This window comes from Treponema sp. OMZ 799, from assembly GCF_024181365.1.
Classification (GTDB): Bacteria; Spirochaetota; Spirochaetia; order Treponematales; family Treponemataceae; genus Treponema_B.
On record NZ_CP051301.1, the window covers coordinates 2,146,217 to 2,163,106 of the forward strand.

A 16,890-nucleotide genomic window follows, 5' to 3' on the forward strand; every position below is an offset into this window, starting at 1 on the left:
TCGGCAAAAAAAGGCCTTTATTTTAATTTTTTAGCTGCAGTCAATACTTTTTCTTTGGAAGAATAAAGCTGAACACTTGATCTTTGAATCCAGCCCTTTCCCAAGTTTACCCAAAGAATCTGTTCCTCATCTTCTTTTACGATTTCAAGTCCCTCAACAGGGAAAACATCAAGCTTTCGGGCATGAGAGATGGTTATTCCGTCATCTCCCGGCTTATCTAAAAGCGAAACATAGGTTTCGATTATTAGGGCAAAGCGGTTTGCGTCATTCATAGCCGAATCAGGCGGCAAATTCAAACTTTGTAAAGGATCCTCCCTTGAGCAAGACAAAAAACTTGTAAAAAGAAAAAGAAGAACTGCAAACCGCTTCATAGATTAAAGAAAGATAGCCTTTGAAAATAAAAGATGCAAGGCCGAAGAAACTAAACATACATAGCCGATTATTTCGTCATAATTTTTTATTATGCCGAAAAAGTCGGGTAATGATGTAACGTTTTCGTTAGACTCCAAATATCTTCCCAAAAATACTATTGCACCTGCAAGGCCTGAAACAACAGGTAAAAAATCTCCCAATATTACTATATTGGTTCCGACAGGACTGAGCATCTTTGAAATTGCCGTAAAACCGGAAAATATTGTAAGCAAAAGCAAAAAGGTTGAATCCCTTAAAACGGGATATTTATTTTCGCGGTCGGCAGGCTCATCACCTCTGACAGTCTTGTCAAAAAATACGAGAATAAGCCCCATAATCAAATTTGTTGTGATTGAAAGAAAATAAAAAGGTAACATTTTGTCCTCCGGTACAGTTAGATTATTTTTGAAAACTGCAATAACTGCATTAGATTAAGTTTAAGCCATTTTATATAAAAAATCAAGAGGTGACATTAGTCTTGATTTTTGTTTATAAAACATGTATTATCTTTATGATGAAAATAGAAAAAGATACAACAGTCAGTTTGGAATACACACTGAAAGATGCTAACGGCGAAGTTCTTGATTCGTCCGATGTAATGGGTCCGTTGGAGTACATCCACGGATATAATATGATTATTTCCGGCTTGGAAAAAGCCCTTGAAGGCAAAGAAGAAGGAGCCGAGTTTAAACAAGTTGTTCCTCCTGAAGAAGCCTACGGAGAAGCCTTTGACGATCTGATAGTCGAAACAAACCGCTCTCAGTTCCCTGAAGGTGCAGAGTTGGAAGTAGGACTTGAATTTGAAGCAGGCGAAGGTCATCACACCCGGATTGTAAGAATCACAAAAATAGACGGTGATAAGATTACTATAGATGCAAATCATCCGCTGGCGGGAGAAACCCTTCACTTTGACGTAAAAGTCCTATCGGTAAAAAAGACTACCGAAGAAGAGCTGCAAGCTTTGATTCAGCAAATGTCCGGAGGATGCGGCTGCGGATGCGGTCATGAATATGACGAAGACGCTTGCGGCTGCGGATGCTCAGGTTGCCATTAAAAACGAAAAAGGCAGATTACCTTATTCCCTTGTTCGGAGGATTTTGTTTTTTTCTTTCGGCAATAGAAATAATGATACCCAAGCCGGTTCCTTTTTTTAGAATCGGCTTGGCAAATCTGCCCCTTCTTTTAGGTATAGATATCTTCTCTTTTCCGGCCTTTATGCTTCTTTTGCTTATAAAGGTTTTAGGCCAAGCCCTAATTTCGGGAACTCTTTTTTCGTACATTCTTCTTTTTTCTGCAATCGGAACCTTTTCTTCAGGACTTTTAATGTATTCTATGAGAAAAATTCCGCGGAAAGCCGTCTCATTTATAGGAATCAGCTTGGCAGGAGCCTTTGTTTCAAACAGCCTGCAATTTCTTTTAGCAGTCCTACTCATGTTCGGAAAATCGGCTGTTTATATAATTCCGCCCGTATTTTCTCTGGGGGCCATAACGGCAATTGCTTTAGGCTGGTTTGCCGCCGAATTTGAAGTACAATCCGTCTGGTATCAAAAAGTAAAAGCCGAAAGATTTGATTTTGTTTCTGATAATTCTCAAGCGGTCAGAAAGTATAAGATTAAAGAAGAATCTGAACAAACAAAAAGCAGAGCTTTAAGAGATAGATATCTTAGGATAGGTTCAGGCATAAGCCTTTTTTTAATCTTGCTATTTGTGCCTTTTCTGCCGGTACAAGCTATTGTCATGGGTGCAGCCCTGATTCTTTGTGCAGCCGACAAACAAAAACTTAATTTTTTAAATTTAATCTTTATGTTTACGGCCATTACCGTTTTCAACCTTTTTCCTCCCATGGGAAAGATAATTTTCAGCATAGGCAGTATTGATGTAACCCATCAAGCCCTGTTACGAGGATTTGAAAAAGCCATTGTTTTGACGGGAATGATATACATATCGAAATGGATGCTTAAAGCAAGGATGAATTTTAAAAGCAGGATAGGAAAATCTATCCAAGAAGCATTCGAGGTCTTTTACAAACTATTATCTGTAAAACACGAAATCAAGCCCAAAATGATAATCCCCACAATAGATTCGGTTCTTTTGAGTATAAACAGACTTTAAAATAACCCAAGCAACCGATATAGTTATTCACCTGCAATTTTTATGTTTTTTTTAAAAAAAGTATTGACATAAATTTTAAAAATCTATATAATACCAAAGTCTTGCGGATGTCGTATAACGGCTATTACCCCAGCCTTCCAAGCTGGAGACGTGGGTTCGACTCCCATCATCCGCTTATTTTGTAAAAATAGTTTAAATCAAACCTATTCTATAAACTTAGCTGAAATCTTTAACTCAGAAATACATGTATCATCGTAGTCGATTCCTTTGTAAACATCTTTTATAGTGCACTTTGCCAAAATAAGAGGTAAAATATACTCGTGTTTTCCCTTTAAAACGAGATCAAACGAAAAAACTTGCTCGGTCATTATATCTGAAAGGTTGACTTTTCCCTCATGTAAAATTACAGGGGTTCCATCCACACAATAAAAAAACTGAGTTGCAGCAACAGGAACTTCATATATTGCTATTTTAAGTTCTTTTACCCTGTTATTCTTTTTAAATGTTTGATTGTTTTTACAAAAACAGTTATTCAGCCTGAGCTCCACCCTCACCTTTTTTTCGGTATTTTCGTTTGAAGAATAATCGATAAAGCATGTTGAAGTCACATATTCTTCCTTTCCGGCTCCTTTAGCACCTTCCACCCATGCCGTCGATAAATCGGAATCTGAAATTTTATCGATTTCATAGGTATTTTCAGAGAAACCTTTTTCGATCAAGACAGAACTTCTTCCTGAAAGCCATTTTCCGCTTTGACCTTTTATACCTGCGTCAGTACCGAAAAATTCATTTGCCGTTTTCGAAATTTCATCCGTATACTCGGAAGTGGATGATTCAAATATACTTGCAATTTCTTCTTCCGTTTCTTCTTGAGAGTATAAGCTGAAAACTTCAAACAAAATTATCAAAATAAGAATAATTTTTTTCATTAAAATAGCCTCCGATACTCGTATTATTGTCAAATAAGCAGTTTTGCCAATCCTTCATCTTCTGTTTAAGTTTTTGTTCTACACTTATAGCACAAAGGCGCAATTTATGATATAATTCTTCCCAGTTTTTTTAGCTGCGGAGGATAGAATGCCTAAGATTGAAGTAAATGAAAGCCTTTTTTTTAAGATGCTGGGAGCAAAGCTCGGGACAGAGCCCGAAGCAAAGCACGATTACGATAAACTTGAAGAGATTTTAACGTCAGCCAAGGCAGAACTTGACGAAAAACCCGATACCTCGCTTCCCGAAAAGGAAAGGATTATTAAGATAGAATTAAACGACACAAACCGACCCGACCTTTGGTCTACTGCTGGCCTTACAAGGCTTTTACGCATTCATGCAGGTGGCGAATCAAATACAAAAAACTATCAGAGTTTTCTTTCGTCAAAGGAAAAAACTCAAAGCTCCGCCGAACGTGTAGTTAAGGTTTCGCCCGAACTTAAAGAAATCCGTCCCTTTGCGGCGGGCTTTGTAATTTCGGGTAAGCCGATAGATGAGCTAATGCTTGCAGACATAATTCAAACACAGGAAAAACTTTGCCGCAACTTCGGAAGAAAACGAAAGACCGTTTCGATGGGAGTTTATCGCTCAAAGCTTATAAAATGGCCGATAGAATATACGGCTGTAGATCCCGATAAACAAGAGTTCACTCCGCTCGACATGGAAAAGCCCCTTTCGTGCCGAAAAATCCTAAAGGAACATCCCAAGGGAATCGAGTATGCTCCCTTGCTTGAAGACAAAAAGCTCTTTCCCCTTTTAAAAGATGCAAACGGAGAAGTCCTTTCGATGCCGCCTGTTATAAACAGTGCAAGGATAGGAGCCGTCCAGGCAGGCGATGCCGATCTTTTTGTAGAATTTACAGGTACGGACATGACAAGCATCCTGCTTTCTGCAAATATAGTCGCCTGCGACTTTGCCGACTGCGGATACACAATTCTTCCCGTCAAAATAGAACATCCTTATGAAACCGGATACGGAAAAACCGTCACAACCCCGTTTTATTTTCAGGAAAATGCGCAAACTACAGTAGAAGCCGTCAACAAGCTCTTAGGTTCCTCCTTTAAGGCAGAAGAAATTGCCGAGGCCCTAAAACGCATGGACTCTGAAACCGAAATTTCGGGCAATAAGATTACGCTAAAACCTTCTCCATACCGCAACGACTTTTTACATGAAGTAGACATAATCGAAGACGTGATGATGGGTAAGACAGTGAACTTCTTTACTCCGGAAACGCCCAACGAATTTACAATCGGAAGACTTTTACCTGCAACCATGCTAAGCCGAAAAATAAAGGGCCTTATGATAGGCATGGGATATCAGGAAATGATTTTTAACTATTTGGGATCAAAAAAGGACTATATCGAAAGAATGTGCATCGACGAATCTTCGGTCATCGAGATTTCAAACCCAATGTCCGAAAACTATCAGTTTGTGCGCCCCTCTATTCTACCCTCTCTTTTAAACGCCGAGATGGGCTCGGCAAATGCGGTCTACCCTCATAAAATCTTTGAGACGGGAAAAATTGCCTTTTTTGACGATACCCACTCCACAGGCACAGGTACAGCCCAAAGTTTAGGCTTTTTGACGGCAGAGCAAAACGCCAATTTTAACACGGCAGCAAGCGAGGCGGCTAACCTCTTATACTACCTCGGAATAGAATACAAGGTTTGCGAAACCGATGACCCGCGCTTTATTTCGGGCAGGCAGGCAGGCCTTCTTTATAAGGGAGAACAAATAGGAATATTCGGGGAGGTTCATCCTCAAGTCTTGGAAAACTGGGACATAAACATTCCCTGCTTTGCAGGCGAATTAAACATAGAAAAGATTTTGGAAACTCAAAACTAAACTCTCATGAAAAAGCTGATTAAGGCCGTTAGGACAAGTGCCGACTTTGATCTTAATCTTTTTAATGACCTTAATCTGGGAGTCGAGCTTCAAGATTTTACGGAACCCTGTTTAACCGACTCGGAAATATACTCTCTTTTAAACGAATACGAAAAAAAGCTGCCCGCTTTAAAAGGAATAAAATCCATGCACGGCAGCTTTATCGATTTAAACATAGCCTCTTTTAACCGCGACATAGCCGCTTACAGCAGAAAAATGTACAAGAGGGATCTCTTTTTTGCAAAACTTTTAAACCTCGATTTTTTAATTTTTCATACGCAAATCATGCCTTGGTTTAAAGAAGACTTTAAATTCGATTTGTTTTTAAAAAGCAATGCGGAATTTTTTAATGAGGCCGTAGAAAATTCGGGTTTTAAAGGCTGCGTTGTTTTAGAAAACGTCTGCGAAAAGGACAGCCGCCTCAGTGCAAAACTGATAGAAGCCGTTGCCATGCCTCAGGTAAAATTAAACCTTGATTGGGGGCATGCCTTGGTCTCAGGCGAAAAAATCGAAAGCTGGTTTTCCAATAATCAAAAACACATAGCCTACATGCATCTTCATTCCAATGACGAGAAAAGCGATCTTCACAATCCCGTCTCAAAAGAAGACTTTAATAAGCTTAATACCTTATTAGAAAAATACGGACTAAATTTTCCTATTTGCTTGGAATATTGGGACGTCGATATAAAAAAGGAAATAGAAAGAATAGAGGCATTTTAAAACTAGCGGATTTTAAAATAAGCTCATTTTAAAAATCTACTCTACTTGAAAAACAAAAGAAGCCCGTTTTTGATTTCCGCTTTTATCGAGGGCGGTAATTATAAGCTCAATTTTTCCTGCCGGTAAATTTATCTTTCCCAAATGCATTGTGCCCTCTTTTTGATACAAAAGGGAAAGAGAGGCCTTTTTATTTTGCAAGTAAAGATCCTTACCGTCAGAACTCAAGACCTCAAAGGGAAGGTCAGCTATATTCATTCCATTAATTGAAACCATAATCCTAAAAGGTGCGAGAGGCGGTCCTCCTTTTTCGGCTGAATCAAAGATTGAAGAATAAAGATCATAGGCGCCCTGCCTTATTTTTTTTGACGTTTCCAAATTAATTATCTGCTTATCTCCGTTTATCAAAACGGTATTTTGAATTTGGGGCTCCGTTTTTTCTTCAACGGCAGGCATAAATAAAAGAGGATTGATTAAAACATTATTGCGTGTATCTGCAACCTGAAAAATTAAACTCTTTTCCTCTGTCCATGCCGATTTTCCGGCATATCCCAAAATAGAACCGGCCTCGGTTTCTTTCCTGGAAACAAAAATATCCGTCTCAGAAAGATTGCCGTACACACTTTGCAGTCCCTCATCATCTATAAAAATCATAGCATTTCCCAAGGTGCTTGGAAAAAAGCGAGCGCTGTTTTTATCCTCGATACTTATCACGTGTTTACCGTAACCCGAAGCTCTAACCGTCTCAACCTCTTTAAACACCAAGGAACGGGAAACGGAAGCCGAAGACTCATCTCTTTGAGCAAACAAACGCAAAAGAGAAGGATTTTCTACAGGCCATTCAAAAGAATAAGAGTATAAAAAAGTCATAAAAAATAAAAAGATATAAATATTTTTTTTCATTTAAAGCCCCCGTATATCCAATGCAGTAATCTTATCGTCGGTACCTATGTAAATTTTATTTTCTTTTTGAATTAAAAAGGTATTTCGAGACTTAAATTTGGTTTTTCCCATCATCAAATTTGGAGGATCTATCAACAAAATAGAACATTCATCATCTTTTTGCAGAAGCACTGTAAGTAAGGCATTTTTATTTTGAAAGCCCAAACCTGCAATAAAACCTTCTTCCTTGATAAGAGAAAGAGTTAAGTTTTTACAGTCTATAATTCCTATACCGTCTGCAGATTCAAAAACTGCAAAATGCCCTGATTCATCAAACGAAGCAAAGGCCTGCCTTCTTAAATCTTTTTCAAAATATGAGTGATAGACTATTTTATGCTGATGACCTGAAATATTTATAAGAACAGCCCTTTGCTTATCAAGCCCGCATAAGCAAAGCACCTGTTTTCCATCTTCCGAAATTGCAGCCCCCATTATTGCCTGATAGGTACTGCCCCCGGGATAAAAACTAAAAAGAGTATTCCCATCGGAATCAAGACATACTAAGAGCCCGTCTGAATGACCTATCACACAGCCGGCCTTGGAGGACTGAAAAGCGGTTATAGGAAAGGTATGAGTATAGTGCCACAATTTTTTACCGGTATTGTCATATCGGGAAAGGGAGGAGCCTTCAGGTTCAAACAAAAAAATTCTATCCTTATCGAGGTAAACATAGCCGGGCTTGTCGATACGTAAAAAAGGTTTTTCTAAATCGAATTCTTCAGGCTTATAAATATCCGTAAAAAGAGGCTTTTGAGGATATTTTGTCCAAGCATAAAAAGAAGAACTGAATCTTTCTTCAGCAGTTTCAGCCCTCAAAATTTCTCCGCCTTCCGTAAAATACCCGAATAAATTACCCAAAGAAAAAGCAATGGGCTCTTTTCCGGTAAACCTTTGTTTAAGCTCCTCAGCGGACGCACCAGCCTCTCCGGAATAAATTTGTCCGTTTTGAACTTGCGGTATGGGTGAAGACCACAAAGGCATCAGATAAACATCTTCCCTCATGGGAACAGCAGCTGCAAAGATATATATAACAAGAAGAATTATTACACCGATAAAAATAAATTTATTTTTTCCTTTAAATAACATGGAAAATATGATATACTACTTTTATGGAAATTTCAAGTCAGTTAGAAAATTTATTCAAAACAGCCCTTGAGGCTGCAAAAAAAGCCTACGCGCCCTACTCTAATTTTCATGTGGGCGCAGCTCTTTTGTTGGAAGACGGTTCTATTGTAACAGGCGTAAATGTAGAAAACCGCTCATACGGCCTTACAAACTGTGCGGAGCGCACAGCAATATTTAAGGCGGTTTCTGAAGGAAAAAAGGATTTTAAGGCCATTGCCATCGCAACACCCGATGCGGACTATCCCGTAAGCCCTTGCGGAGCATGCAGACAGGTTATTTCGGAATTCATGGCAGGAGATATACCGGTAATCTTCGGCTCCTCCCTTGATAATGTAGTGCTCACAGATGTCAAAGGAATATACCCCTTCGATGCCCTGCACGAATTAAAAAAATGACCCGTAGACGATTCGAACGTCCGACCTGCTGCTTAGGAGGCAGCCGCTCTATCCAACTGAGCTAACGGATCAGGTAAGAGCCGATAAGGCCCCTGCAAAATACGGGTACAATAATACCCGAAAAGCCCTAAAAGTTCAAGAGGTTGGATGAAAAATGTACATCCTTGTACATTTTTCATCTTAGAGTTTTGCTCCCGCAAAACTCTCGAAGCGTGGAATCACCGGCATCCATGCCGGTTATTGAAATGTACATCCTTAGTCCCTTTCATCTTGGAATTTTAGAGTTTTTGTTTCCTAAATACAAATAACGAAGTACAAAGGTCAAATGTCGAAGAACACCTCGTCATTCGACCCTTACCGTTTTTTTAGTTTTACCTCAGAGCATCGGCTTTTTTGAGCCATTCGTAAAAGTCAAGGCCTGAAACCTCTCCTTCAGGTAAAAAGAGCCGGCCGTCGACCAGGGGAATTACGTCTTCTTCTACGGTACCTATGATTGCATCAAAAAATACTCCGTCTATGGCAACGTCCTGTATAGGGCTTGATTTTCCGCTATAGACATATTGGCGGCTGTATTGGGTGAGGGCTTCATTGTCGTTCCCTATAAGAAGGTGCCACAAAAAAAGAGCTGCATCCTTCCTTGTTGCCGTACCCTTTGAAAGGTTGACCGAATCGTCATACCAGCCTGCTGCCTTTAGCCTGTCTGCGAGCATTGCAGGCCTCCAAAAGGCCGTGCCTGTAATTGCATCGAGGGCATGGGTATTATCCTGAGTCAGGGTTGTCATGTCTATTAGGCTTATCTTAGTTTTGGTTAAAATCTGTGCTGTGCTATTTTTTAAATCGGAATCTACCCTATAGAATTTGCGGCAATACTCCCTCTTTTCACCGTAAAGAAGACCGTACTCCTCATGTAAAAAGTCCAAGGAAGCATCAAAGGCAACAAGGGCCCTGGTATAATCTTCCAAAAGGTAATATACAAAGCCCAACTCAGATTGAAGCCTGTATGCCCTCGGATTTAATTTAATCATAGAAATCAGATAATCCCTCTTGTCTTCAAGCCCTTCGGTTAAACGCGATTTGACAAGATGCACATACTCTTCGTGTGGATTATAGCTTTCGGCGGTTTTAAGCATTCTTTTAGCAGAAGACCTGTCTCTTACAAGCAAAAAATAGTCGGAATAAAGGGCATATACAAGAGCAAGATAGGACCTGTCCGATGACGGAACTGCCAAGAGGGAATTTAGATCTTGTTTTATCTGTAAAATCTTTTCCTGATTATTTTCACGGTACTGCCTGACTATGTTTACCTCAATGTTTTCAATATTACGAATATTATCCTGCGATGAGGTAGTAGAATAAATAGAATCTTTTTGCATTGTAGAACAAGAGACAAAAAGTACCGGAACAAGAAGCACTAAAAACAAATATTTTTTCATTTTGAAACCCCCGTATAAGAGTGAATTCGGTTATCTATGCCGCAGCTTATCAATTCGGGTTTTCCGTTTCCGTCTACATCGATAAGATAGGGAACGCCGGTTCCTGCAACAGGGAAACCGTTTAAGGGCGAAAAGTTAGAATTATAAGCGTATATGGAATTTCCGCCTCCCGAAACAAGCACATCGTCATAGCCGTCCGAATCAATATCGATTAAACTTATAAGATAATCGGCTGCATTTTTTTGCTTTAAAGGAATTTTATCTATTATATTACACTCGGTATCTATCTTATACAAAAAGCCGTTATCCGTAATCAAAAAGAACATTTTTAGGTTTTCGGAATAAACGGGTTGAGTCTTACAAGAAGTATTAAGATCTATGGAATAAACCTCCCCTGCTTTTCCCTGCATAATATCAGAAGGCTTAAGAGAGAACACGCCCTTCTCCGTCAAGACGGCTTCATAGGTATTATTTTTATATAAAATAGGCTGAACAGCCGAAATACCGTCAAGCACCTTGGGATAACCGGAAACAATTTTTCCCTTATCATCAAAAACATACATATAACTGTCAAAAGAACGGGGAATAGCCGTAATAAAATTTCCATACACTGAAGGAGCAGCCCTTAAACGCGTATTCATCTCATCCGAATAATAAAAGGAAGCTGAACTTTCCACATACAAAAGAACGGGCTTATTGGCAACAGGCACAACCATCTTATTCTGTATTATCGATGGCGAAGAATTTAATTTTTCTCCGGTTAAAATCGGGAAGCCGGAGGACACGTTTAAATTATAATCGGTCTTATAAACGCTGCCTCGCGCAGATACGGCCCAAACTGCATTCACAATACCGTTTTTAGTCTCAAGGTTTAAATAGGCCTTATCATCCAGCTTGATCGATTTTAATTGTTTATCCGCCAAATTTAAGGCATAAAGGTTAGGCCCGCTTGTCCAATAAGCAAAGGGAACATTGTTTTCCCCTTTTCCGCAATACAGATAAGAATTCAATTTGGAATTAGTTTCATATGGAAATGCAGGCAGTTCTCCCAAGGAATGGGCTTCGGTTTTTTGAGCATAAACCTCAAATTTAAGGGTCTTTTCTTTTTCAAAGCGTATTGAAACAACCCCTCGGCCGAAGCCTTTCAAAACCGATTGCATCATATCGTTTGATCTTAAAAATAAGGGAATTTGATTTTCAAGATTATAATAAACAAAGACCGAAGTTTCGGGAGAAAAAGCTCTTGTTATGTTTTTCCAGTTTTCGGTTTTTACAAGTAAATTTCCTCTTTTGACGTCATTCAGCATGGACGCAAGAGCCTCCGCACTTTGAGAAAGGTATAGATAACCTCCTTCAATAACATAAAAAGGAGAAGGGAGCTCAGCATTAAAGGCCCTCAAAAGAGCCGTTAAAATATCGGGAAACTCTATACGCGGTATTCTTATACCGTCAACAAGGGCCGAGATATTTCTGTTTACAAAGAATGAGGTATAGATTAATTCGAAGGCCTGTCTGCATAGCTTTTCGTCTTTTAAAGAAACAAAAAAGATTGGAACATCGGATTGCTTTACTTCAAAAACACCTATTTCCTCTCCCATCCACGAAAAAAGCAAATCATCGATGCTCTTATTAAAAACGAATTTAGATGCCTTATTCGCCGAATTATAGGATTGCAATACAGAGGCACCCAAAATATCTTTTCCGTTTTTAAATAAGAAATCGGCATCTCCCATATTTATCAAGCTTATATAATCGGTAGATTTCGGAAGCCTGTTCAATATTCCCGGAATAAAGGCCTGTCTTTGGAGAATAGTATTCAAGCCCTCAGACTCGGTTTCCCATTTGCAAAGACCTGAAAGACTTATGTCCTTATAATCCAAACTGAGATCTATCTTTGCCGCTTCAGTAAATTTAAGAGCCCTCACAACATTATTACTTATCGAATCATCTTTGGGAGTATCTTTCGTAAAATAATTTACATCGCTCAATATGCTCAAAGTCTCGCCTTTTTTTTCTTTGATAAATTTACGCAAGGTTTTAATGTGTTCGTCTTCATTCTTTTTAGACAGGGCCGAAAAGAATAAATCCTTGGATGTAGAAAGTATTATCGAATCCTTGTAGTTTACCGCATATATGCTTTGACCGCCTCCCAAGTCATACTGCCAAAAGCTTATGCCGTTTTCTTCAAGCTGTTTAAGTTCTTTTAAGTCCGAAAACAAGTCGGTCTTAAATCTAAGTATCAAGGGTAAAAGTCTTGTTCCGGCCGAACGGAAGCCCAACTTAGCAAAAATCAAAAAGTTATCGCCCGGGTAGGCCGCTATGTCTAAACTAATATTAGATGCAGAACTGAACCACCATGAGGTCAGCATAGGAGAAGCTCTAAAAGAACGGATAGTTCCCTGTAACTGAGCCGTTTCAGGCGAGCTTAAAACCGAATCAAGGGTCTGCATTGAAAGAGTTTTTTGTAAAAGTTCCCCTGCGGAATCTATATTCACATAGGCGTAATGCCCTTCAGGTATATACTCGATAGGGTTTATACCATCGATTGCAGAATAAATAAAAAAACCGGCAATAGGCAAAATCAATACAAGCAAGATGACTAAAATAGCCATTCCAAGCTTAAAAAACACACCGTGCTTTTTTTTAATTTTTTCATTACTTTTTGAAGTTACTGCTTCATCATTTTTTTCGCTTAAAAAAGTTTCGGTATTATCGCTCATCTAAACTCTCCAAATTTAATTATGTTTAACATTATAGAACTAAAGAAGCAAAAAATCAAGCATGATGAATATAATAAAAAAACGGCTCATCCTTTTGAATGAGCCGTTTTGTGCAAGAGCTTAAAACCAAGTTTACACTTAAAGTTTAAGCATTTCTTGAATAGTATTCAACAACGTTCTGAATGTTTCCTACAGGCTGAATATCCGTAGTAACAGGTAAAATATTTACTGTAGCAGAAAGTTTTTCGTCATCAATTGTGAGCCAAGAACCTCTTGTACTTTGAGAAGTGCTCATATTATGACGGATAAGGGCTTGAATACCTTTTTTATTTTTTGTTGTAATAACATCGTTTACGCTTACGCACATCGAGGGAATGTTTACGGGCTTTCCGTTAATAAAGAAATAAGCATGCGTGACCATTTGTCTGGCCTGTGCACGGCTGATAGCAAAGCCCATTCGATAAATCGTATTATCCAAACGCTGTTCCATCAAGGAAATCATATTATCACCGGTAACACCGGGCATTCGGCTTGCTTTTTTATATAAATTCCTGAACTGACGTTCCGAAATTCCATAAGCAAATCTGAATTTTTGTTTTTCCTTTAATTGTTCACCATAAACAGAAGTCTTGCCCCGTTTTCTTGCGCCGCGTTCTTTTCCGGGACCATTCGGCTTGCGATCCAAAAGCTTGTCGTATTTCGGATTACCATAGATATTAACGCCGAGTCGTCTAACTGTTTTTCCCTTAGGCTGTTTAATCGCCATTCGTCACCTCTTATAACAATAAAATAGATTATTAAGCCTACCAAAATCAGACTGTTTTGTCAAGTAATTAAAAATTATGGAAACAGTAAAATAGGCGGCAAATCCATGCGCCCGACACGATTCGAACGTGCGACCTGCGGATTCGAAGTCCGATGCTCTATCCAGCTGAGCTACAGGCGCAAAAAGATCCAGAGCCTTATAAGCTCCGCAGAGGGTGGGTAGTGGGATTTGAACCCACGACAACCAGAACCACAATCTGGCGCTCTACCCCTGAACTATACCCACCAAGTACGGGGGATATTATGCTAAAAAATACAAAAAATGTCAAGGTCTTTTTTTTATAAAATTAGACAAAGTTCAATTTTAAGCCTTGAAGACTTAAAAAAAATAGTGTATAATTTTACGTATAAATCAAAAGGAGATTTTTATGTCGAATTTAAAAGCAATTGACCTTTTTGAAGCTTATGCTCAAAACAAACTTCCAATGGATCAAGGATACATCGTTTCATCCTTTTTTAAGGAAGATTCGGCCTACAGTGTTTATGAAATAATTTCATATTCAACCGTAAAAGATATTTATATGACAGGGGACGGATTAACCTTCCAAACAAACGGAAAAAAACTTTTCCTATTGGTAGAACCAGCAAACTTCCCGCACAAGGCAACCGAACCTGTGTTTAGAGATAAGAATTTTCAGGTTCCTTTGAGATTTAAAGAATCGAATATTTATACTGCAAAAAATCAATCTACGATTATCTATAGCAAAAAACCGCAAGAAGCTATTTCGGCTTTTACTGTAGTAAAACCGGTGGGTATCAACTTTGCATTCCTCTTTTATCCTCTTCCCGATACATTTAAGTCTATTGAACTTTTCTTTGAAAAAACCTTAAATCAGGAAGCCGTTATCCCCGTAAGCGATGCAAAGAAAGTAGCCAAGGAATTTGCAGCTCTTTGCGAAAAAACCCTTACATGGCCTAAAGAATAAATTTTTAAAGGGGTACCTAGTATTAAAGCAGGTACCTCTTTTGCATGATCCCGCCGGATGGTTTAAGAGCTTTGGTCTTACTCGATGGTGTATTCGATAAAGCCTTCTGCTTTCCGGCTTATAATTTCGCCTATTCCGGCCCTAACTGTCCTGATGTTTTTATAGTTGATATCGGGCATATTTTGACCTGTCAGGGCGTTATGACACAGGGCTATGTCTAGTCCTGAGTCCGTAAAATCGTTTTCAAGATTTTCAAAGTGTTTTACAACATCACCTGCAAAAACAACTTCAATTTCGGCTGTATCGCCCATCTCTTCACAATATCTTTTATAATTTGTTATCTTGTGCCTTAGCTTGTCAATCAAATTAAATTTTTCAATCCTAAATAAAACCTTATAATGCATAGTTCCTTCCTTAAAATAAATTTATAAATCCTCATTCGGTATAGACGGTTCAGGCGGAGGTCTTCTTTTTGAATTATGCTTTTCGATTTCCGCATCCAGGTCTTTAACCTGAGATCTAATCAAAAATGGAGAACCCATGGCAAAGACCCTTCCTTCATCCAGTATATAAAGGGGCAAATTCTCTAAAACCGAAAATTGAGCCTTGGGATAGGTATCCGGAGCGGCGTGAGTTCCGGGGCCTGCACCAAGGGACTTAAAACTTAAAAACAAGCCCTTAGTATTTTCTGCATTTGTATCCGAAGAAATTATGTATTTTCCCGTTTCATAATTGCGTAAGACGCTTCCGGTGTTGGTAACACAGGAATATACAAGGCTGCCGCGCTTTAAAAGACGGGGAAACTCTAAGCCGGTTCCGTCATTTCCTTTAACAACTACCTTTTTATCGTTATACTCAAGGTCATCAAGCCAGTAGCGGAAGCGGATATAATCGTCTCCGGTAAAAAAATAAGCATCTATAGATTCGGGAGCCTCATTAGGATAAAGAAGAATTCCGTCAGGACTGCCCTGCTCTACCCAAAAACCGTCCAAAGGAGATTTTTTATCTTCGAGTGACTTCTCATAATTTTCATCTTTTGTTTCAAAAAGATTATCAGCACTTTCTTTTTTTACCTCATAGGGAATCTTTTTATAAAATGAAGTAAAAAAGAAGTCATCTTGTATACAAACAGGCATTACAACGGCTTTTTTTACATAAGGATATCTTATTCTTAAATAAAATCGGCTTTTAGAATCTTCAACAGTTTCCATTGAGGTAGAAAAATTGCCCATTTTTTCGTAAACGAAGCGGTAATATGGTTTTAAAACTATCCTCATATCCAGAGAAGCCTCATCTTTTTTTGAAAACTCTATAAACCGCCCTCCGTTTTCCCATAGGCCTTGTATAGAAAGCCCTTTTTGAGATAAGGGACTATCGACATTTTCTTGCCCAAAGAGATTAAAGGCTATAAAAAGGCTCAATACAAGGCTAAACTGATGAAAAAATCTTTTTTTCATAGGCCATCCCGTATTAAGACAGCTTAATAAGGCTGTCCGTCAGCCTTAGGTGCTGCAGAATTTTTGCTGAAAAGCACAAGGGCTATCAGGGTTACTACATAGGGGAAAATCTTAAGCCAAATCGGCGGGATTAGGCTTAAAGAGGGTATAACCTGAGAGACGTTTGCGACAGTTCTGGCAAAACCGAAAAAGAAGGTTGCACCTAAGATACCCAAAGGTTTCCATTGTCCGAAGATCAGAGCTGCAAGGGCTAAAAAGCCGAGGCCGTCAACACTTCCGTTAAATTCCCCGGAATAGGTTACAAGGATAACGGCTCCGCCTAAACCTGCCAAGGCCCCGCTTGCACATACGGCAAAATAGCGCATCTTATGAACATTTACACCTGCACTGGCTACAGCTGAGGGATGCTCTCCGCAGGCTCTAAGCCTTAAACCGAATGAAGTCTTGTACAATAAAAACCAAGAAAAAACCAAGATAGCCAAAACCAGCCAAGTGCTCCAATAGCTTTGAGAAAAGAATAAGGGACCTAAAACGGGAATGTTTGCAAGCCCCGGAATATCTTTTCGGATTATACTGCTTATTCGGACGTTTCCCGAACCTAAGATGGCCCTTGCGGTATATACTGTAAGGGCAGCAGCCAGCATATTTATGGCAGTGCCGCTTATAATCTGATCTGCTTTTAAGGTAATTGATGCAAAGGCATGTAAAAGAGAGTATAAGATTCCCATAATTACGGCAGCTAAAAGCCCTATGGGAATAAGAAGCCCTGAGGGCACTAAGCCTTCTAAGAGATTTATGGTAATAGCTGCAGCAAAACTGCCTACAAGCATGAGGCCTTCAAGTCCTAAATTGACTACACCGCTCCTTTCGCTGTAAAGGCCTCCTAAGGAAGTCACTAAAAGAGGAATAGTATATGCTATAACATAAGGAAATATTGAAGTTAATGTATGCCACAT

17 protein-coding genes and 4 tRNA genes are annotated in these 16,890 nt (G+C 39.1%); 7 read left to right on the forward strand and 14 right to left on the reverse strand.

The genetic code is table 11. The features are described 5' to 3' along the window. Positions 1–17: 17 nt before the first annotated feature. The gene (locus E4O04_RS09980) at positions 18–371 is read right to left on the reverse strand and encodes a hypothetical protein (RefSeq protein WP_253707717.1); all 354 of its coding nucleotides are present in this window, start codon (positions 369–371) and stop codon (positions 18–20) included. A 3-nt stretch (positions 372–374) separates the two neighbouring features. Then, a complete protein-coding gene (locus E4O04_RS09985; RefSeq protein ID WP_253687530.1) occupies positions 375–788 on the reverse strand; it encodes a hypothetical protein in 414 nt (137 codons plus the stop codon). Positions 789–922: 134 nt separating this feature from the next. Between E4O04_RS09985 and E4O04_RS09990 the strand changes: the two genes are divergently transcribed. From E4O04_RS09990 to E4O04_RS10000, 3 genes are all read left to right on the forward strand, one after another. Next, the gene (locus E4O04_RS09990) at positions 923–1,465 is read left to right on the forward strand and encodes an FKBP-type peptidyl-prolyl cis-trans isomerase (protein ID WP_253707719.1); all 543 of its coding nucleotides are present in this window, start codon (positions 923–925) and stop codon (positions 1,463–1,465) included. Continuing rightward, complete coding sequence (locus tag E4O04_RS09995) at positions 1,447–2,523, forward strand: Gx transporter family protein (protein ID WP_253687528.1); 1,077 nt, start codon at positions 1,447–1,449, stop codon at positions 2,521–2,523. The genes E4O04_RS09990 and E4O04_RS09995 overlap by 19 nt, the downstream gene beginning before the upstream one ends. A gap of 103 nt (positions 2,524–2,626) precedes the next feature. Beyond that, a tRNA-Gly gene (locus E4O04_RS10000) sits at positions 2,627–2,698 on the forward strand. A 28-nt stretch (positions 2,699–2,726) separates the two neighbouring features. Here E4O04_RS10000 and E4O04_RS10005 read toward each other — a convergent pair. After that, entirely contained in the window at positions 2,727–3,452 is a 726-nt protein-coding gene (locus E4O04_RS10005) for an NADase-type glycan-binding domain-containing protein (RefSeq protein ID WP_253707721.1), read from the reverse strand. Positions 3,453–3,600: 148 nt separating this feature from the next. Between E4O04_RS10005 and pheT the strand changes: the two genes are divergently transcribed. Both pheT and E4O04_RS10015 read left to right on the forward strand, forming a co-directional pair. Continuing rightward, a complete protein-coding gene (gene pheT, locus E4O04_RS10010; protein ID WP_253695034.1) occupies positions 3,601–5,355 on the forward strand; it encodes a phenylalanine--tRNA ligase subunit beta in 1,755 nt (584 codons plus the stop codon). Between the two features lie 6 nt (positions 5,356–5,361). Then, positions 5,362–6,114: a sugar phosphate isomerase/epimerase family protein gene (locus tag E4O04_RS10015; RefSeq protein ID WP_253707723.1), complete on the forward strand. Its 753-nt coding sequence runs from the start codon at positions 5,362–5,364 to the stop codon at positions 6,112–6,114. 36 nt (positions 6,115–6,150) lie between these two features. On the opposite strand, the gene E4O04_RS10020 is transcribed toward E4O04_RS10015, so the two are convergent. After that, a complete protein-coding gene (locus E4O04_RS10020) occupies positions 6,151–7,014 on the reverse strand; it encodes a M23 family metallopeptidase (RefSeq protein WP_253687524.1) in 864 nt (287 codons plus the stop codon). Beyond that, on the reverse strand, positions 7,015–8,139 hold the full coding sequence (locus E4O04_RS10025; RefSeq protein WP_253707725.1) for a hypothetical protein: 1,125 nt from the start codon (positions 8,137–8,139) through the stop codon (positions 7,015–7,017). It lies immediately after the preceding gene. Positions 8,140–8,162: 23 nt separating this feature from the next. Between E4O04_RS10025 and E4O04_RS10030 the strand changes: the two genes are divergently transcribed. Further along, positions 8,163–8,573 carry a cytidine deaminase gene (locus E4O04_RS10030; protein WP_253687522.1) on the forward strand — a complete coding sequence of 137 codons (411 nt, stop codon included), beginning with the start codon at positions 8,163–8,165 and terminating at the stop codon, positions 8,571–8,573. On the opposite strand, the gene E4O04_RS10035 is transcribed toward E4O04_RS10030, so the two are convergent. The 6 genes from E4O04_RS10035 to E4O04_RS10060 all read right to left on the reverse strand — a co-directional run bounded on the left by E4O04_RS10035 (position 8,571) and on the right by E4O04_RS10060 (position 13,777). Then, a tRNA-Arg gene (locus E4O04_RS10035) sits at positions 8,571–8,644 on the reverse strand. The two genes, E4O04_RS10030 and E4O04_RS10035, sit on opposite strands and share 3 nt — an antisense overlap. A 300-nt stretch (positions 8,645–8,944) precedes the next feature. Further along, the gene (locus E4O04_RS10040) at positions 8,945–10,006 is read right to left on the reverse strand and encodes a hypothetical protein (protein ID WP_253707727.1); all 1,062 of its coding nucleotides are present in this window, start codon (positions 10,004–10,006) and stop codon (positions 8,945–8,947) included. Beyond that, positions 10,003–12,618 carry an FG-GAP repeat domain-containing protein gene (locus tag E4O04_RS10045; RefSeq protein ID WP_371922293.1) on the reverse strand — a complete coding sequence of 872 codons (2,616 nt, stop codon included), beginning with the start codon at positions 12,616–12,618 and terminating at the stop codon, positions 10,003–10,005. The genes E4O04_RS10040 and E4O04_RS10045 overlap by 4 nt, the downstream gene beginning before the upstream one ends. Positions 12,619–12,871: 253 nt before the next feature. Then, positions 12,872–13,492, reverse strand: coding sequence for a 30S ribosomal protein S4 (gene rpsD / locus E4O04_RS10050; RefSeq protein ID WP_253687517.1), 621 nt, complete (start codon positions 13,490–13,492; stop codon positions 12,872–12,874). Between the two features lie 106 nt (positions 13,493–13,598). Beyond that, a tRNA-Arg gene (locus tag E4O04_RS10055) sits at positions 13,599–13,672 on the reverse strand. Between the two features lie 33 nt (positions 13,673–13,705). Then, positions 13,706–13,777, reverse strand: a tRNA-His gene (locus E4O04_RS10060). Positions 13,778–13,919: 142 nt separating this feature from the next. Here E4O04_RS10060 and E4O04_RS10065 point away from each other — a divergent pair. Beyond that, positions 13,920–14,477 (forward strand): hypothetical protein, encoded by a 558-nt coding sequence (locus tag E4O04_RS10065; RefSeq protein WP_253687516.1) that lies wholly within the window; start codon positions 13,920–13,922, stop codon positions 14,475–14,477. Between the two features lie 77 nt (positions 14,478–14,554). Here the strand turns inward: E4O04_RS10065 and E4O04_RS10070 are convergent, their stop codons facing one another. The 3 genes from E4O04_RS10070 to E4O04_RS10080 are packed head-to-tail and all read right to left on the reverse strand — an operon-like array spanning position 14,555 to position 16,890. Then, entirely contained in the window at positions 14,555–14,881 is a 327-nt protein-coding gene (locus E4O04_RS10070; RefSeq protein WP_253687515.1) for a DsrE family protein, read from the reverse strand. Positions 14,882–14,902: 21 nt separating this feature from the next. Continuing rightward, on the reverse strand, positions 14,903–15,934 hold the full coding sequence (locus E4O04_RS10075) for a deoxyribodipyrimidine photo-lyase (protein ID WP_253687514.1): 1,032 nt from the start codon (positions 15,932–15,934) through the stop codon (positions 14,903–14,905). Between the two features lie 23 nt (positions 15,935–15,957). Then, positions 15,958–16,890, reverse strand: a complete 933-nt coding sequence (locus tag E4O04_RS10080; RefSeq protein WP_253687513.1) for an ABC transporter permease — start codon at positions 16,888–16,890, stop codon at positions 15,958–15,960.

Excerpts from the sequence above, each read along its gene's own strand:
- E4O04_RS09990 (WP_253707719.1), top strand. The coding sequence starts at position 923 with ATGATGAAAATAGAAAAAGATACAACAGTCAGTTTGGAATACACACTG.
- pheT (WP_253695034.1), top strand. The coding sequence starts at position 3,601 with ATGCCTAAGATTGAAGTAAATGAAAGCCTTTTTTTTAAGATGCTGGGA.
- E4O04_RS10020 (WP_253687524.1), bottom strand. The coding sequence starts at position 7,014 with ATGAAAAAAAATATTTATATCTTTTTATTTTTTATGACTTTTTTATAC.
- E4O04_RS10030 (WP_253687522.1), top strand. The coding sequence starts at position 8,163 with ATGGAAATTTCAAGTCAGTTAGAAAATTTATTCAAAACAGCCCTTGAG.
- E4O04_RS09995 (WP_253687528.1), top strand. The coding sequence starts at position 1,447 with ATGCTCAGGTTGCCATTAAAAACGAAAAAGGCAGATTACCTTATTCCC.
- E4O04_RS10080 (WP_253687513.1), bottom strand. The coding sequence starts at position 16,890 with ATGTGGCATACATTAACTTCAATATTTCCTTATGTTATAGCATATACT.
- E4O04_RS10005 (WP_253707721.1), bottom strand. The coding sequence starts at position 3,452 with ATGAAAAAAATTATTCTTATTTTGATAATTTTGTTTGAAGTTTTCAGC.
- E4O04_RS09985 (WP_253687530.1), bottom strand. The coding sequence starts at position 788 with ATGTTACCTTTTTATTTTCTTTCAATCACAACAAATTTGATTATGGGG.
- E4O04_RS10015 (WP_253707723.1), top strand. The coding sequence starts at position 5,362 with ATGAAAAAGCTGATTAAGGCCGTTAGGACAAGTGCCGACTTTGATCTT.
- E4O04_RS09980 (WP_253707717.1), bottom strand. The coding sequence starts at position 371 with ATGAAGCGGTTTGCAGTTCTTCTTTTTCTTTTTACAAGTTTTTTGTCT.
- E4O04_RS10045 (WP_371922293.1), bottom strand. The coding sequence starts at position 12,618 with ATGGCTATTTTAGTCATCTTGCTTGTATTGATTTTGCCTATTGCCGGT.
- E4O04_RS10075 (WP_253687514.1), bottom strand. The coding sequence starts at position 15,934 with ATGAAAAAAAGATTTTTTCATCAGTTTAGCCTTGTATTGAGCCTTTTT.
- rpsD (WP_253687517.1), bottom strand. The coding sequence starts at position 13,492 with ATGGCGATTAAACAGCCTAAGGGAAAAACAGTTAGACGACTCGGCGTT.
- E4O04_RS10070 (WP_253687515.1), bottom strand. The coding sequence starts at position 14,881 with ATGCATTATAAGGTTTTATTTAGGATTGAAAAATTTAATTTGATTGAC.
- E4O04_RS10025 (WP_253707725.1), bottom strand. The coding sequence starts at position 8,139 with ATGTTATTTAAAGGAAAAAATAAATTTATTTTTATCGGTGTAATAATT.
- E4O04_RS10065 (WP_253687516.1), top strand. The coding sequence starts at position 13,920 with ATGTCGAATTTAAAAGCAATTGACCTTTTTGAAGCTTATGCTCAAAAC.
- E4O04_RS10040 (WP_253707727.1), bottom strand. The coding sequence starts at position 10,006 with ATGAAAAAATATTTGTTTTTAGTGCTTCTTGTTCCGGTACTTTTTGTC.